At 67.6% G+C, this 15,574-nt stretch carries 17 protein-coding genes and 1 pseudogene; 11 read left to right on the forward strand and 7 right to left on the reverse strand.

Annotated features, from left to right (window positions below; genetic code table 11):
• Both G3N64_RS34315 and G3N64_RS34320 read right to left on the reverse strand, forming a co-directional pair.
• Window positions 1–834 (reverse strand): SPFH domain-containing protein (locus tag G3N64_RS34315; RefSeq protein ID WP_205788119.1); only part of this gene is annotated, 834 nt, incomplete at its 3' end.
• Between the two features lie 27 nt (window positions 835–861).
• Window positions 862–1,248, reverse strand: a complete 387-nt coding sequence (locus G3N64_RS34320; protein ID WP_205788120.1) for a DUF350 domain-containing protein — start codon at window positions 1,246–1,248, stop codon at window positions 862–864.
• 136 nt (window positions 1,249–1,384) lie between these two features.
• On the opposite strand from G3N64_RS34320, the gene G3N64_RS34325 reads away from it, so the two are divergent.
• From G3N64_RS34325 to G3N64_RS34350, 6 genes are all read left to right on the forward strand, one after another.
• On the forward strand, window positions 1,385–2,899 hold the full coding sequence (locus tag G3N64_RS34325; RefSeq protein ID WP_205788121.1) for a polyamine aminopropyltransferase: 1,515 nt from the start codon (window positions 1,385–1,387) through the stop codon (window positions 2,897–2,899).
• Window positions 2,899–4,518 (forward strand): NAD(P)/FAD-dependent oxidoreductase, encoded by a 1,620-nt coding sequence (locus G3N64_RS34330; protein WP_205788122.1) that lies wholly within the window; start codon window positions 2,899–2,901, stop codon window positions 4,516–4,518. The genes G3N64_RS34325 and G3N64_RS34330 overlap by 1 nt, the downstream gene beginning before the upstream one ends.
• A 124-nt stretch (window positions 4,519–4,642) precedes the next feature.
• Window positions 4,643–5,410, forward strand: coding sequence for an N-acetylmuramoyl-L-alanine amidase (locus G3N64_RS34335; protein ID WP_205788123.1), 768 nt, complete (start codon window positions 4,643–4,645; stop codon window positions 5,408–5,410).
• 53 nt (window positions 5,411–5,463) lie between these two features.
• Window positions 5,464–5,853, forward strand: coding sequence for a lysozyme inhibitor LprI family protein (locus tag G3N64_RS34340; protein WP_205788124.1), 390 nt, complete (start codon window positions 5,464–5,466; stop codon window positions 5,851–5,853).
• A gap of 93 nt (window positions 5,854–5,946) precedes the next feature.
• On the forward strand, window positions 5,947–6,525 hold the full coding sequence (locus tag G3N64_RS34345) for a hypothetical protein (protein ID WP_205788125.1): 579 nt from the start codon (window positions 5,947–5,949) through the stop codon (window positions 6,523–6,525).
• 50 nt (window positions 6,526–6,575) lie between these two features.
• Window positions 6,576–7,121 (forward strand): GNAT family N-acetyltransferase, encoded by a 546-nt coding sequence (locus tag G3N64_RS34350; RefSeq protein ID WP_205788126.1) that lies wholly within the window; start codon window positions 6,576–6,578, stop codon window positions 7,119–7,121.
• Here the strand turns inward: G3N64_RS34350 and G3N64_RS34355 are convergent.
• From G3N64_RS34355 to G3N64_RS34375, 5 genes and pseudogenes are all read right to left on the reverse strand, one after another.
• A pseudogene (locus tag G3N64_RS34355) lies at window positions 7,116–7,268 on the reverse strand (LysR family transcriptional regulator); the annotation flags it as partial. The gene G3N64_RS34350 and the pseudogene G3N64_RS34355 sit on opposite strands and share 6 nt — an antisense overlap.
• A gap of 153 nt (window positions 7,269–7,421) precedes the next feature.
• A complete protein-coding gene (locus tag G3N64_RS34360) occupies window positions 7,422–8,768 on the reverse strand; it encodes a glutamine synthetase family protein (RefSeq protein ID WP_205788127.1) in 1,347 nt (448 codons plus the stop codon).
• A gap of 152 nt (window positions 8,769–8,920) precedes the next feature.
• Window positions 8,921–9,478, reverse strand: a complete 558-nt coding sequence (locus G3N64_RS34365) for an XRE family transcriptional regulator (RefSeq protein ID WP_205788128.1) — start codon at window positions 9,476–9,478, stop codon at window positions 8,921–8,923.
• Window positions 9,479–9,495: 17 nt separating this feature from the next.
• The gene (locus tag G3N64_RS34370; protein ID WP_205788129.1) at window positions 9,496–10,785 is read right to left on the reverse strand and encodes an FAD-binding oxidoreductase; all 1,290 of its coding nucleotides are present in this window, start codon (window positions 10,783–10,785) and stop codon (window positions 9,496–9,498) included.
• 411 nt (window positions 10,786–11,196) lie between these two features.
• Window positions 11,197–11,427, reverse strand: coding sequence for a hypothetical protein (locus G3N64_RS34375; protein ID WP_205788130.1), 231 nt, complete (start codon window positions 11,425–11,427; stop codon window positions 11,197–11,199).
• A gap of 99 nt (window positions 11,428–11,526) precedes the next feature.
• Between G3N64_RS34375 and G3N64_RS34380 the strand changes: the two genes are divergently transcribed.
• The 5 genes from G3N64_RS34380 to G3N64_RS34400 all read left to right on the forward strand — a co-directional run.
• Window positions 11,527–12,675, forward strand: a complete 1,149-nt coding sequence (locus G3N64_RS34380) for an acyl-CoA dehydrogenase family protein (protein ID WP_205788131.1) — start codon at window positions 11,527–11,529, stop codon at window positions 12,673–12,675.
• 35 nt (window positions 12,676–12,710) lie between these two features.
• A complete protein-coding gene (locus G3N64_RS34385; protein ID WP_205788132.1) occupies window positions 12,711–13,115 on the forward strand; it encodes a hotdog domain-containing protein in 405 nt (134 codons plus the stop codon).
• 17 nt (window positions 13,116–13,132) lie between these two features.
• Window positions 13,133–14,152 (forward strand): nitronate monooxygenase family protein, encoded by a 1,020-nt coding sequence (locus tag G3N64_RS34390; protein ID WP_205788133.1) that lies wholly within the window; start codon window positions 13,133–13,135, stop codon window positions 14,150–14,152.
• The gene (gene pheA / locus G3N64_RS34395; protein ID WP_205788134.1) at window positions 14,149–15,288 is read left to right on the forward strand and encodes a prephenate dehydratase; all 1,140 of its coding nucleotides are present in this window, start codon (window positions 14,149–14,151) and stop codon (window positions 15,286–15,288) included. Before G3N64_RS34390 ends, pheA begins: the two co-directional genes overlap by 4 nt.
• On the forward strand, window positions 15,288–15,574 hold a 287-nt coding region (locus G3N64_RS34400; RefSeq protein WP_205788135.1), incomplete at its 3' end, for a hypothetical protein. The genes pheA and G3N64_RS34400, both read left to right, overlap by 1 nt.

The following is a 15,574-nucleotide window of genomic DNA, read 5'->3' on the forward strand; positions in this document are numbered from 1 at the left end:
TGCCTGCCCGATCGCCGCGCCCGCGGCGAGCCCCGCGCCGACCCCGGCAATGCCGCCCGGGTTCTGCGCGGCGAGCGGAATCGCCTGCGCGGTCTGGTATTGCGTGGCGCGCGCAAGATCGCCGGCCATGCCCGCGCCGATCCGCAGGTCGAGCGCCTTCTGCAGCTCGGCCGGCAGCGACACGCTTTCGACCGCGAACGCGTCGAGCGCGAGGCCGTAGCGCGTGAACACCGGCACCAGCGCCTCGGCGACGCGCTGCGACAGCAGCGTCTGGTTCGCGGCCATGTCGACGAACGGCACGTCGGACGAGCCGAACGTCGTGCTCATCGCGGTGACGACCAGGTTGCGCAACTGCTGTTCGAGATCGTCGACCGTGTACTGCGCGCGCGTGCCGCTGACTTCGCGATGGAACGCGCCCGCGTCGACGATCCGGTACGAGTAGATGCCGAACGCGCGCACCTGCACGAAGCCGAATTCGCGATCGCGGATCGTCACCGGCTGCGCGGTGCCCCAGCGGCGGCCGAGCTGCAGCCGCGTGCTGAAGAAATAGACGTCCGACTTGAAGGGCGACTGAAAGAATTTGTCCCAGTTCTTCAGGTACGTGAGCACCGGCAGCGTGTTCGTTTCCAGCGTGTACAGCCCCGGCTGGAAGACGTCGGCGACCTTGCCTTCGTTGACGAAGATCGCGACCTGCGTTTCGCGTACGGTCAGCTTGCCGCCGTACTGGATTTCCTGGTCTTCCATCGGATAGCGCCAGGCCAGCACGCCGTCGGTGTCTTCCGTCCATTGCAGGACGTCGATGAACTGCTTGCGGATAAACGATCCCAGACTCATGTCGGTCTCCTCGAAACGCGTGGCGCGTCAGGTCAGGCAGGCGGCATTGATGATGCCGACGACGAGCGACGCGGCGCCCATCAGGCCACCCATCGCGACGTTGCGATCTTCGATCGCATGATTCATGCCGGGTATCAGGCGGGTCAACACCGCATAGGTGATCAGTTGCACGATCATCGCGCCGACGGCCCAGATCACGACTTCGCCGAGCGTCGAGTTGTGCGCGATGCTGGACGCGAGCGTCAGGCAAAAGCCGATCAGCGCACCGCCGAACGACAGCGTCGCGGCGGCGTTGCCGTCGCGGATCAGCGCCAGTTCGTCGAACGGGGTGACCTTCAGGTACACTGCCGCGAACACAAGAAGCAGCACGAACGCCGACAGTAAATGAACCGCATAGAGATAGGCACTATTCATTCTTTCCCTCGGATTTTGTGCTCGGTTCGCCGCCCCGTCGCCGGCCGGCCCGCGCAGGGCCAGCGGACGGATGGCCGCCCCTCAAAATTCCGCGCCAGTATATCCACATTGCCGACCGCTGCACAACGGACGCACCATGCTGCATAGGCGTGCGCTCGTCCTGTCGATTCTCGTGCTCGCGTCGTGCGGGCTCGGCTACGAACTGATCAGCAGCGCGCTGTCCAGCTACCTGCTCGGCGATTCGATCCTGCAGTTCTCGTCGGTGATCGGCTGCTACCTGTTCGCGATGGGGATCGGCTCGTGGCTCGCGAAGTTCGTCGAGGACGACGACGTGCTCGACCGCTTCGTCGACATCGAACTGCTCGTCGGCCTGCTCGGCGGCGTCTCGGCCGCGCTGCTGTTCGCGGTGTTCGCGTGGCTCGCCGCGCCGTTCCGCGCGGCGCTCTATGCACTCGTGCTGGCGCTCGGCCTGCTGATCGGGATGGAGATCCCGCTCGTGATGCGTGCGTTCCAGCAGCGGCGCCAGGCGTTCCGCCATACCGTCAGCGAAGTGCTGACCTTCGACTATCTCGGCTCGCTCGCCGTGTCGCTGATCTTCCCGCTGGTGCTCGCGCCGCGTCTCGGCCTGCTGCGCACGAGCTTCCTGTTCGGTCTCCTGAACGCGTTCGTCGCACTGTGGACGACGCACCTGTTCCGCGACGAGATCCGCAACGTGCGCGGCAAGCTGATGCGCGCGTCGCTCGTGATCGGGCTGCTCGTCGCCGGCTTCGCGCTGTCGGACCGCATCACGCACTGGGCCGAACACGGCGTATACGGCGACGAGACGATCTATTCGGAAACGACGCCGTACCAGCGCATCGTGCTCACGCAGTGGCACGACGACCTGCGGCTGTACCTGAACGGCAACCTGCAGTTCTCGTCGCGCGACGAGCATCGCTATCACGAGGCGCTGATCCACCCGACGATCGAGGCGCTGCCGTGGGCGAAGCGCGTGCTCGTGCTCGGCGGCGGCGACGGCCTCGCGGTGCGCGAACTGCTGAAGCACCGCAACCTCGAACAGATCACGCTCGTCGATCTCGATCCCGCGATGACGAAGCTGTTCTCCACCTCCGCACCGCTCGTCAAGCTGAACCAGGGCTCGCTGAAGGACCCGCGCGTGCACGTGATCAACGACGACGCGGTGCGCTGGCTCGAATCGAACGCCGACGTGTACGACGCGATCGTCGTCGACTTCCCCGACCCGACCAACTTCGGGCTCGGCCGGCTGTATTCGGTGCCCGTGTTCCGGCTGCTCGCACGCCACCTGTCGGAAAACGGCTACGCGGTGATCCAGTCGACCTCGCCGTATTTCGCGCCGCATGCATACTGGACCATCATCGCGACGCTGCACGAAGCCGGGCTCAACACGTGGCCGTACCACTGCTACGTGCCGTCGTTCGGCGACTGGGGCTTCGTGGTTGCCGGCAAGCGCCGCGACTTCACGGTGCCGACGCACTACTCGGTGCCCACGCGCTGGCTCGACGCGCAGACGGCCGCCGAGATGTTCCACTTCCCGGCCGACATGCCGGCGCTGCCGATGTCGCCGAACGAACTCAACGACCAGCCGCTCGTGCGCCGTTTCGACGACGACTGGAAACACGTGCTGCGCTGATGGACCGCCGCACGTTCCTCGTCGCGTCGGCGGCCGCGTCGCTCGCCGCCTGCGGGCGCACCGGCTGGATCGAGACGACACCGCATGTCGGCTACCCGGGCATGCGCGAAGGCCATGCGTTGCGCGACCATGCGACGCTGCCGCCGCCGTCCGGCACGATCGAGACCGACGTCGCGATCCTCGGCGCGGGTGCCGCCGGGCTGTCGTGCGCATGGCAGCTCGCGCGCGCGGGGCACAAGCGCTTCACGGTGCTCGCGGGCCCCGAATTCGGCGGCAATGCATCCGGCGGCCGATTCGGCGATCTCGGCTATCCGAAAGGCGCGCACTACCTGCCCCTGCCGTCGCTCGAATCCACGCATCTGCGCGACATGCTCGCCGATCTCGGCGCGATCGAATCGGCGCCGTTCTCCGCGCACCCGGTGTACGACGAACGCGTGCTCGTCCATGCGCCCGACGAACGCCTCTTCATCGCCGGCCAGTGGCAGGACGGCATCGTGCCGACAACCGGCCTCGGCGCCGACGAACTCGCACAACAGGCACGCTTTTTCGCGTACACGGACGGGCTGCGCACCGCGCGCGGCGCCGATGGCCGCAAGGTGTTCTGCATCCCGATCGCGGAATCGTCGCGCGATCCGCGCTGGCGCGCACTCGACCGGCGCTCGTTGCGCCAGTGGCTGCTCGACGAGGGCTACACCGCGAAGGCGCTGCACTGGTACCTGAACTACTGCTGCCGCGACGACTACGGCGCCGAGTACGAGCACGTGTCCGCATGGGCCGGCCTGCACTATTTCTCGTCGCGCGGCGGCCACGCGGGCGATGCGGGCGACGGCGCGGTGCTGACCTGGCCCGACGGGCTGTACACGATGGTGACGAAGCTGAGCGATTCGATCACCGCGCGCGCCGGCTCGAACGCATGGTCGCGCGACGGCTTCGCGGTGCGCGCGACCGAACGCGCGGGCGGCGTCGACGTGCTGTGCGCGCGCATCGGCGACGACGGCGCGCTGTCGACGTTCACGCTGAAGGCGCGGCGCGTCGTGTGCGCGATGCCGCTGTTCGTCGCGGCGCGCGTGTTTCCGCAGCTTGCCGCGTACGGCTTCGACCCCGCGCGCGACCTGCCGCCGCGCGCGCCGTGGCTCGTGTCCAACTTCCTGCTCGACGGCATGCCGGCCGAAGAAGCGGGCGTGCCGCTCGCGTGGGACAACGTCGTCTACGACGGCGCGGGGCTCGGCTATGTCGTGTCGACGCACCAGCTGATCCGCATGTCGCCGCCGACCCGCTCGGTGTTCTCCTCGTACCAGGCGTTGAGCGCGCAAGCACCGGACGACACGCGCCGCTGGCTCGCGCAGGCCAAACCGGATGCGTTGCGCGAACAGGCGGCGATCGACCTGCAGGCCGTATACGGTCGCAATCTGTGGAAACACGCGACGGCGCTCGAGATCACCGTGCGCGGTCACGCGATGGCGACGCCCGATGTCGGCTTCCTGAGCCGGCCGGGGCTGCTCGCGCTGCGCGATGCCGACGGCCCCGTCGTGTTCGCGCATGCGGACCTGTCCGGGCTGTCGCTGTTCGAGGAAGCGTCGTACTGGGGCGTGCGCGCCGCCCGGCGCGTGCTGGCCTGACGGTCGTCATCCGTCATTGCGGCGTCGCCGCCACCCGCTATAATCGCGCGACATTCCGACTGCATTGAGCAGGCCGACGGTACCGCGTCGTTCGACGCGCCGTATGCCCTCCTCGACAACAACAATGAAGAACCGAACCATCCGACGCCTTCGCCCGTTCGTGCGCGCTGCCGCGCGCGTGCTCGCATGCGCCCCGCTGCTCGGCGCGCCGCTGGCGCTGCATGCGGCCGACACCGCAGCCACCACCGGCGCCGCGTCCGCCGCCGGCCGCCACATCGTCGTCGACACCGGCCACACGCCGGCGCACCCCGGCTCCACCGGCGCGAGCGGACGCGTCGAATACCTGTACAACCTCGATCTGTCCGCGGCGGTCGCCGAGAAACTCACAGCCCATGGCGACCGCGTGCTGCGCACGTCGGCCGACGGCCGCGAGATCACGCTCGACCAGCGTTCGACGCAGGCGCCCGACGCGAACCTGTTCGTATCGATCCATCACGATTCGATGCAGCAGCAGTTCATCGATGCGGGACGGCAGCGCGAATTCCGCGGCTTCTCGGTGTTCGTGTCGGAACGCAATCCGCACTATGCGGAAAGCCTGCGTTGCGCGAAGGCGATCGCCGAGCGGCTGGTCGCGGCCGGCGAGCGGCCGTCGCTGTATCACGCACAGCCGATCCGCGGCGAGAATCGGCCGCTGATCGACCCGCAACTCGGCATCCACCGCTTCGACGATCTCGTCGTGCTGCGCACCGCGCCGATTCCGGCCGTGCTCGTCGAAGCCGGCGTGATCGTCAACCCGGACGAGGAAGCACGGCTGGCGCGTCGCGAGACGATCCAGAAGCTGTCCACTGCGATCGCGGGCGGCATCGACGCGTGCACGGTACCTCAGCAATAAACCACGATAACGCCCGCCGGGCCAACGGTTTTCACCCAGTCAGGAGCATCACCATGAAAATGAAGAATCTGCTCGCATCCTGCGCATTGCTCGCGCTTGCCGTTCCGTTTGCCGCGCACGCGGCCGGCTGCGCGAAGCCGCACAGCGCGTTCGACCAGGTGTACTGCAGCAGCACCCAGTTCTCGCAGACCGACCGTGACCTCAACGACGAATACGGCCGCCTGCGCAAGCAACTGAGCAGCGACCAGCAGGCGACGCTGAAGGCCGGCCAGCTCGCGTGGCTGAAGCAACGCGATGCACAGTGCAGCGAGACGCGCAACAACGGCTACCTCGTGGATCTCCAGTGCGCGACCGACATGACGCAGTCGCGGCTGTCGTTCCTGCGCGATCGTGAACGCGAGTGCACGAGCACGGGTTGCGTGACGTCGAAGCTCGGCGATTAAGGGCTTCGCGCGTGCCGCGCCGCGAAGCGTTTCGCGGCGCGGCGCTTCATGCCCTTGCGATCCCTGCGCTTCGGCACCGCGAAAGGAGCGGCGATGCGACATGAATTCTCCGAAGTCCTCAACGATCTGGTCGATTATTTTCTCGTCGGCGATCTTCTGCTGCTGAAGCGCTTCCAGGAACGGCACGGGCTGTCGGACGACGTCGCGACGGCGTTCACGACGAACGACAGCGGCGACCGCGCCGTGCTGGAAGGCGTCGTCATTCCGCTGGCCGGCATCGAGAACCATCCGTACACGGTCATCTTCACACTGGATGACGCAACACCCGAATTGCTGAAAACGGGAAGCCGCCTGCAGCATCGGCGCGGCGGGTACGTGCTGCGCGTCGAACATCGTTCGATCATGCTCTATACGTGGCGGATTCTCGAGCGCCTCAACGACGCAACGGTCGACGCACTGCTCGCGCGTTACCGCGAACCGGGCCAGCCCGCAATTAAGATCGACAACGGCTGGTATGCGGTCGAGATCCTCGGTGGCGAAGTCCCGCGCAACGGCTGGTTCGAACCTGCGTTCGAATTCGTGCTGAAGCAAACCGACGCACCGGGCGATACATCGCTGGTGGATATCAACTACCGTTTTTCGATCGACGGAAGTCTTGATCCGGCGAATTGAATCCCTCGCACGACGACTCGGCACACGGTAACCGATCAGGCGGAGTACACATGACACCGAACACGAGGAACATCGACATCCGCCCGGCCACGCCCGCCGATGCCCCGGCCATCGCCGCCATCCACGTCGCATCGTGGCAGGCCACCTATCCGGGCATCATGCCGGCCCCGTTCCTCGCCGGCCTGTCGGTCGAAAAGCGCACCGCGTCGTGGCGCTACGCGCTCGATGCCGGACGGCCGCGTGTTGCGCTCGCGTTCGCGTACGCGGAAAGCGGCCCGACAGGCTGGATCGCGTACGGCCCGACGCGCGACACCGACAAGGATCGCACCTGGGGCGAAATCGAAGCGATCTATCTGCATCCGGCGCATTGCGGGCAAGGGGTCGGCGCGGCACTGGTCGACCATGCATGCCGTGCGCTGCATGACATCGGCCATGAATGGGTGTCGCTCTGGGTGCTGGTCAAGAACCATCGTGCACGGGCATTCTATGAACGCGAGGGATTCGTCGCCGAAGACGACATCAAGACGTTCGAGATCGACGGTGCGCCAATCGACGAAGTGCGCTACTGGCGCGCATTGCCGAAACAATCGTCATGACGGCATCGCCACCGCTACGGCCAGACGCGCCTGCATCAACTGCAGCAACTCGCGGATCTTCGCGTTGACCGAATTGCGGCTCGAATAGGCGGCCAGCAGTTCCAGCGGCGCCGGCTCCATCTCCAGCGGCACGCGCACCTGCCGCCCGGCAGGCCGATCCGATCGCCGAGATCGAAGCGCGCGCGCGTGGGGCGCGGGCCTGCCGATGATGCTGGCCCGCGGCCGACAAGAACCTGATGCGCCAATCAACAACGGCAACCAGGTGGCATCGTCAGGCGGAAATCCCGGCCCCAGCGTGTCCTACAGAAACCACCGATATTCCCGCGTGCCAATCTCATTGCGAAAATCCAGCTCCTCCTGCCGCTTGTTCTCGCAATACACCATCACGAACTCGCTGCCGAGCCCTTCGCGCACGGCCGCATGATCCTGCATCTCGGCGACGGCCGACAGCATCTCCTTCGGAAAATCGATCCCGCTGCCGCGATCCTCGTTGAGCGGCGCAATCGGCTCGCGCTTCGCATCGAGCCCGTGCTCCATCCCGGAGAGAATCGCCGCGAGCACGAGGTACGGGTTCGCGTCCGCACTCGCGAGCCGGTGCTCGATCCGCAGGTTGCGTGCATCCGACTCGGGAATCCGGATGCACGCGTCGCGATCCTCGAAGCCCCAGCTCGCGCGGCTCGCCGCGTTCACCATCGATCCGTAACGCCGGAACGCGTTGTGATTCGGCGCGAACACGGGCATGCAGTGCGGCAGCAGCGCGAGGCATCCGGCCACCGCGTGCCGCAGCGGCCGCTGCCCGTCCGCCGCAAGCAGGTTGCGCCCTGCTTCGTCGTAGAGGCTCACGTGCACGTGCATCCCGCTGCCCGGCGCATGCAGGTACGGCTTGCCCATGAAGCTCGCGCGATAGCCGTGCTGCAACGCGACGCCGCGCGTGCTGCGGCAGAACATCGCCGACCAGTCGGCCGCGCGCAGCCCGTCGTCGCAATGGCCGAAGTTGATCTCGAACTGGCCCGGCCCGAGCTCGGCGGTGATCACGGTCGCGTCGATTCCCTGCAAGCAGGCGACGTCGACCATCTCGTGCAGCACGTCGGAGAAGCGCGACAGCCGCTCGATATGCATGTTCGGCTGATCGTCGCGATCATCGGACAGGCGGTCGCGCGGATACTTCGGCATCCCCTCTTCGAGCTGCGCATCGAACAGGTAGAACTCGAGCTCGAACGCGACGACCGGCCGGATGCTGCGCCGCGCGAGCCGCTTCAGCACGCGCGCAAGCACCTCGCGCGGCTCGAACTCGACCGGTGCTTCGGTACCGTCCGTCGTGATCAGCATCTGGCCGAGCGGCTGCTTTTCCCAGGTCACCGGCTTCAGCGTGCCGGGGATCAGCCGGCGCACGGCGTCCGGATCGCCGTCGTTGAAACAGTAGTCGCCGATCTTGTAGAGCCCGCCCTGCGTGCCGAGCAGGATGCAGTTCTGCGGCAGCTTCAGCAGCGAGCCGGCCGCGACCTTCTCGAGCGCATCGATCGGGTAGCGCTTGCCGTAGAAATGCCCGGGCAGGTCGAGGCAGATCAGGTCGACATAACGGATCTCGGGGTGCGCCTGCCGGAATGCGCGGACTTCACCGACCAGCGCGGGAACGACGTCAGCCATGTCTCATCCTTTCCATGTCTTGTATGGGGGTGCCGCAGCGCGGCGAACCGGATTCACGCGGCGCACTCGACAACGAACGCCGCATTTCAATCAGTACTGCAAATAGGCTGCGTGGCGCGGCGGCCTGCAACACCGCCCGCCCCGCCGGCCACTCAGGTGAATACCCAGATCACGCGCGTCGGCGCGTCGGTCAGGTTCGCATAGCGAAAACGCTTATGCGCGGGAAGCTGGAAGGCGTCGTTCGGGCCAATCGTGATGGGTGTATCGTCGCCATCGATCCAGATCGTCAGTTCTCCTTCGAGCACGAAACCGCCCTGCTCGTCGCTGTCGTCGACGGGCCGCTCGCCGCTGCTCGCACCCGGGGCGAGGTGGCTTTCGAGGATCGAGAAGCGCGAGCGCATGTTCGGCGACACGAGGATGTCGGTAATGCCGCCCGCGTAATACACGGTGCGGCGCTCGTCGGGCCGTGTCACCCACGGTACGCTGCGCGGCTTGCTCAGGCTGTAGAAATAAGTGGTCGGCACGCCGAGCGCTTCGCCGATCGCGGTGAGATCCGCAACCGTCGGGCGCGACAGTCCGCGCTCGACCTGCGACAGAAAGCCGACCGAGCGGCCGATCCGTTCCGCGAGATCGTTGAGCGTGACCTTGCGATGCTTGCGCAGGTCGCGGATCAGGATCGCCAGGCTTTCTATCTCTTCCTGTTCATTCATGGTGGGTTCCGGTGCAGTCAGACGGTATCGCGCAAACGGTACCAGGCCTTGCCGATCGCTTCCAGCGGCGCGGCGAGCCGGTCGCCGCCGGGGAAGCGCGGGTTGCGGATGCGCTGGTATTGCGCGAGCAGGCGTTCGTCGCCGAGCACGGCGTCGGCGACCGCGCGCGCGCCCGCGAGCGTCGGCAGCACGCCGTGCCCCGAGAAACCCTGCAGCCAGAAACGCTGGCCGTGGCGGCCGATGTCCGGCGTGCGGCGCATGCTGATGTCGATATGGCCGCCCCACGCGTAATCGAGCGGCACGCCGGCCAGTTGCGGAAACACGCGTTCGAGGTGCGGGCGCGTGGCCGCCGCGATATCGGCCGGAATGCCGCCGAGATACGTGCAGCCGCCGCCGAACAGCAGCCGGTTGTCGGGGCTCAGGCGGAAGTAGTCGGGCACGAACTGGTTGTCGATCACGCAACTGTTCTGCGGCAGCAGCGAACGGGCGACGTCGGGCGCGAGCGGCGCGGTCGCGACCTGGTACGTGCCGACCGGCAGCAGCCGGCGCGCGAGGTCGCGATCGAGCCGGTCGACATACGCGTTGCAGGCCAGCACGAGCACGTCCGCGCGCACTTCGCCGCGCGCCGTGCGGGCAACGTGGCCGCCGGCCGTCTCGCGGCAGTCGAGCACGCGGCTCTGCTCGAAGATGCGGCCGCCCGCGCGCTCGATCGTCTGCGCGAGGCCGAGCGCGAGCTTCAGCGGATTCAGGTGGCCGGCCTCGGGGTCGTGCAACGCCGCAAGATAGCGCGTGCCGCCGATCCATTCGGGCAGGTCGGCCTGGCCGATCACGCGCAGCCGGTCGTAGCCCCAGCGCTCGGCCGCTTCGTCGCGGGCCTGCGCGAGCATCGCGACGCGCCGCGGCCGCACCGCCGCCCACAGGCTGCCGGGCCGGTAGTCGATGTCGAAACCGTGCCGCGCCGGCAGTTCGCGCACCTCGGCCGCGGCCCAGCGCATGCTGTCCCACAGCAGACGCGCGCCGTCGCGGCCGAGCGAATCCTCGAGCGGCTGCATGTCGCACGACCAGCCGAGCAGCGCCTGCCCGCCGTTGCGGCCCGACGCGGCCCATGCGACGCGGCTCGCTTCGAGCACGACGACGCGCTTGCCCGCAAGCGCCAGGCGCAACGCCGTATGCAGCCCGCTAAAACCCGCGCCGACGACGAGCACGTCGGCGTCGATGCGTTCGTCCAGTTCCGGCCGATGCGGGATCGGCGCCGGGTAGGTGCCGGCGTAGTAGCTTGCGACGTGACGGTCGGACTGCACGAACATGCGAACTCCCGTGAAATTTACGCAGAGAAATTTCATGAAAAATTAGCACGGCAATTTCACGAGAGCAAGCTGGGAATGTTTGCCCGATCGTCAGGACAGGACAGCAAGATCGGGCGGCCCGAATCGTATGATCATTTTCATTCCGGATTTCATCGTCGAGCGCCCCGATGCAACGCAAGTGCGCCCGGCAGCAGTACGCGTCCTGGCATCCGGCGCGGACGTATTGCCGCTCACGACACACTGACTCCACCACGTCTGGAATTTCGTCACCGCATTCGCGCCGTTCGGCCCTTCGATGCATCACCGGTACGGTTGTCACCCTCGTGCGCAACTGGCATGCCGCCCACCTTCCCCTCATGAGAACCGGTGCAGTTCGAACCGAATCTTTTTCAAATAATATGCAGTGCGAACTCAATCGAATCCACCCGCATTGAAATTGCATCGACAACCGGGCACCGTCTCGCCATCGCGATCGACGCGCGGCATCACCTTCACCGGCCAACGCTCCATCATTTCCCATCGCAGAAGCCCCCGACTCTCGCAGCAATCCTCCGCAATGATGCGTGCAACCGGCGTCACGGCCTCGTTCGACACGCGTGCCCCGTCGTTCGTCACGTCGCTTATTTCGCCCGGATCACCCACTGATGCGCGCCGCACCGGAGTGCAATAACTGACAGTTTCTCGGCCGGGGGCTTTTCATTAGATTGGCGACACGATCCATGCAAAGTCTCGCGCCCCGATATGACTATCACTGCCAGCGACGCACCGCACACGACGGCCGCCACGTTCCGCGACATCGCCGAACGCCATGCGCGGTCCGCCCCTTCCGGCGCATTCCATCGCGATGCCTGGGATGCCTTGTCCGAGGCGGGACTGTGGCGCCTGCCGGTACCGCGCGAACTCGGCGGTGCGGGAGGCACGTGGCGCGACTTCGTCGACGCGTTCGAAACGATCGCCGCGGCGCTGCGCTCCGTCGGCTTCGCGATGGCGCTCGCCAACCAGGCGACGCTGATTCGCGCGATCGTCGCACACGGTTCCGATGCGCAGCGCGCGCGGCATCTGCCGCCGCTGCTGTCCGGCGCCATCGGCGCCACGGCGATCTCGGAGAAAGGCACCGGCACCGAAGTGCGCGCGCTCGAAACCAGCCTCGTGCGCGACGGCGACCACTACCGGCTCGACGGCCACAAGTACAACATCAGCCACGCGCCCGAAGCGCGCCTGATGATGATCGTTGCGACCCTGACCGGCGACGGCAAGCCGGCCACCGCACTGGTGCTGATCGATCCCGAGCGCGCAGGCGTGCAGCGCAGTGCGCCGCAGGCAACGCTCGGCGTCACGGATCTGCCGATCGGAGATCTCGCGTTGTCCGGCGTACGCGTCGAGGCCGACGAGTTGCTCGGTGCGCCCGGCGACGGACTGCGCCTGCTGATGGACATCGCGTCGATGAATCGCGCGCTGTTCGGCCTGCTGTGCGCGAACGTCACCCAGCCGTTCCTCGCCGACGCACTCGCCCACACCGGCGCCCGCAAGACGCTCGGCGTCGCGCTGGACGCCCATCAGCATGTGCAGCGCCGGCTGGTCGATGTCCAGGTCGGCATCGAACGTACCCGCTGGACGGCGCGCGCCGCGCTCGACCTGCTTGTCGAGCAGCGTCCCGAAGCACTCGCGAACTGTTCGATCGCAAAGCTCGCGGGTGCGCGCGATCTCGCGCAGGCCGCGCTGCATCTGCTGGCGATTCACGGCAGCGACGGCTACCGGCACGGCCCGCTCGCCACCTTCGTCGCCGACGCGCTCGCAATGGGCTCGGCCGGCGGCACCGAGGAAATGCATTACCGGAACATCTTCAGCCAGATGCAACGACGCGCAGCCGCCACGGCCCGCGCGGCGTGACCGCTCACCTTTCACCACCACTTCAGGAGTTTCTCTTGACTATCCAGACTGGCCTGCGCGCCCGCGCCACCCACCGCGTCGACACGATTTCGCTCGCCGATCAATGGGGAGGCGAAGCGCACGCGCTCGCGAGCCCGATCATGATCATCTTCATCGAGCAGACCTGCATGCAGGCGACCGACCATCTGCTGCCGGACGGGCAGATGACGGTGGGCTACAACTTCGAGATCAAGCATCTCGCCCCGACGCCGCCCGAATGGGAAGTGACGGTCGACGCCGAACTGATCGAGGTCGACGGCCGCATGATGACGTACCGGGTCGAAGTGCGCGACGCGGTGGGCGTGGTCGGCGAAGGCGTGCATACGCGCTGCGCGGTCAGCCGCGACGGCTTCCATCGCCGCCTGGACGAGCGGCGCGACAGCGCGGCGCTCGCGCGCTAACGAGCCGGAGCCCGACCATGATTCCGCTTCCGCTACAGGGTCTCCGGCTGCCGGTGATTGCGTCTCCGATGCTGATCGCGAGCTATCCCGAGATGGTGCTCGCCCAGTGCAAGAGCGGGATCGTCGGCGCATTTCCGGCGCTCAACGCGCGGCTCAGCGCGCAGCTCGGCGACTGGATCGACACGATCGACGGCACGCTGCGTGCGTACCGGGACGCCCATCCCGATGCGCCGGTCGGCCCGTACGCGGTCAACCACATCTGCCATCCGTCGAATCCGCGCGTCGAACAGGATCTGCGCATCTGCATCGAGCGGCGTGTGCCGCTGATGATCACGAGCCTGCGCGCACCGTCGCGCGACATCGTCGACGCGATCCACGCCTACGGCGGAATCGTGCTGCACGACGTCACGACGGTGCGGCATGCGCAGAAAGCGCTGGAAGCCGGCGTCGACGGCCTCGTTCTCGTCGCGGCGGGTGCGGGCGGCCACGCCGGCACGCTGTCGCCGTTCGCGCTGGTCACGGAAGTACGGCGCTTCTACGACGGCTTCATCGCACTGTCCGGCGCGATCGCGACCGGCGACGCGATCGCCGCCGCTCGCGCGCTCGGCGCCGACTTCGCGTACATCGGGACGCGCTTCCTGGCATCGCACGAAGCAAACGTCGTGCAGCGATACAAGGACACGATCGTCGAAGCCAGCGCTGCCGACATCATCTATACCGATGCGTTCACCGGCGTCCACGGCAACTACCTGCGCCAGAGCATCGAGGCGGCCGGGCTCGACGCGCGCCGGCTCGCGCGGGTCGACGGCGCGCAGCTCGATTTCTCGCCGGAAGGCGGTGCGAAGCAGTGGCGCGACATCTGGGGCGCCGGCCAGGGCGTCGGCGCGATGGACGCGGTACTCAGCGTCGCCGAGATCGTCGAACGGCTCGAGGCCGAATACGAGCGCGCCGTCGCGCGCGTGCAGCCGGGTGCGGCCGCGCACATCGCCGCGCACCGGCCGGCCGTTTCCTCGACTTCACGGATCGAAACGCCATGACGCCGATCGAACTTGCCGCCCCGTCGTCCGTCGACGATGCGATCGCGCGCCGCCGCGCGCAGATCGACGTGATCGACGACGAACTGCTCGCGCTGATCGGCCAGCGCATCGTGCATGCAACCGAGATCGGTCATCTCAAGCGGCATGCGGGGCTCGCGGTGCAGCAGCCCGCCCGCGAAGCGTCGATCGTCGCCGAGCTGTGCACGCGCGCGCCGTGGGGGCTGCGCGACCGTGACCTGAAAGCCATCTGGCAAACGCTGTTTCGCGCGAGCCGTGACGCGCAATCGCTGCCGTCCGTCGCGTTCCTCGGCCCGTCGGGCACCTACACCGAAGCCGCGATGCTGCGGCACTTCGGCGAGTTCGCCCGCGGGCAGGCGCACGAAACGATCGACGCAGTATTCGAAGCGCTCGCGCGCGGCGACGCGCAATGCGCGGTCGTGCCGGTCGAGAATTCCTCCGAAGGCAGCGTGACCCGCACGCTCGACCTGCTGATCGCGCAAGCGGCACCCGTCACGGGCGAGATCGAACTGCCGGTCGCGCACTGCCTGCTGAGCGCCAGCGGATCGCTCGCCGGCGTCGACAGCGTGGTCGGCCATCCGCAGGCACTCGCGCAATGCCGCGCGTGGCTCGACACGCATGTGCCCGGCCTGCGCCGCATCCCCGTTTCCAGCAACGCGGTGGCCGCGCGCGAGGCCGCGCACCTGTACGACTGCGCGGCGATCGCCGGCGAACCGGCGGCCGAACTTTACGGACTGCGAATCGTATCCCGCGCAATCCAGGATCACCCGGACAACCGCACGCGCTTCGTGATCGTCGGCGGCCAGACGCCCGCCCCGACCGGCCACGACCGCACGAGCATCGTGCTGCGGCCGACCGATGCGCCCGACGCGCTCGCGCGCGTATTCGATGCGCTCGCCCACCACCGCGCCCCGCTGCTGTGGGTCGACGTGCGGCCGGCACGGGCGGGCGGCCATGCGTATCGGTACTGCATCGATTTCGGCGGGCACCCGCTCGACCCGAACGTGCGCGCGGCGCTCGACGAGATCGCGCTCGCCGCTGCCGAACTGCGCGTCCTCGGCGCCTATCCGCGTGCCGCAAGCGGGTCGGACGCGCACGCCGACGGTACGGCCGCGTGATGACGGCGGCCCCCGCTTCGTCCCGCATCGCCGCTCGGCTGCTCGCGATTCGCGACGGTCGCGACGATCGCCTGCTCGTGTTGTGCGGCATCGCGTCGGCGGGATGCCTGCCGCTCGCCGCCGGACGATGGCTGCGCGCACTGCGTGCCGAATACGACGACGAACTGGAGTTGCTGCCGTTCATGCGCGGCATGCCCGACGCCGACACCGCGTGCCTGCTGCGACGCTGCGCGCGTCTCCAGCTTCCGGCGGTCGCGATCGGCGACACCGCGGCAACCGCCTACGG

It is taken from the genome of Burkholderia sp. Ac-20344, assembly GCF_017104975.1.
In the GTDB taxonomy this organism is placed as follows: domain Bacteria; phylum Pseudomonadota; class Gammaproteobacteria; order Burkholderiales; family Burkholderiaceae; genus Burkholderia.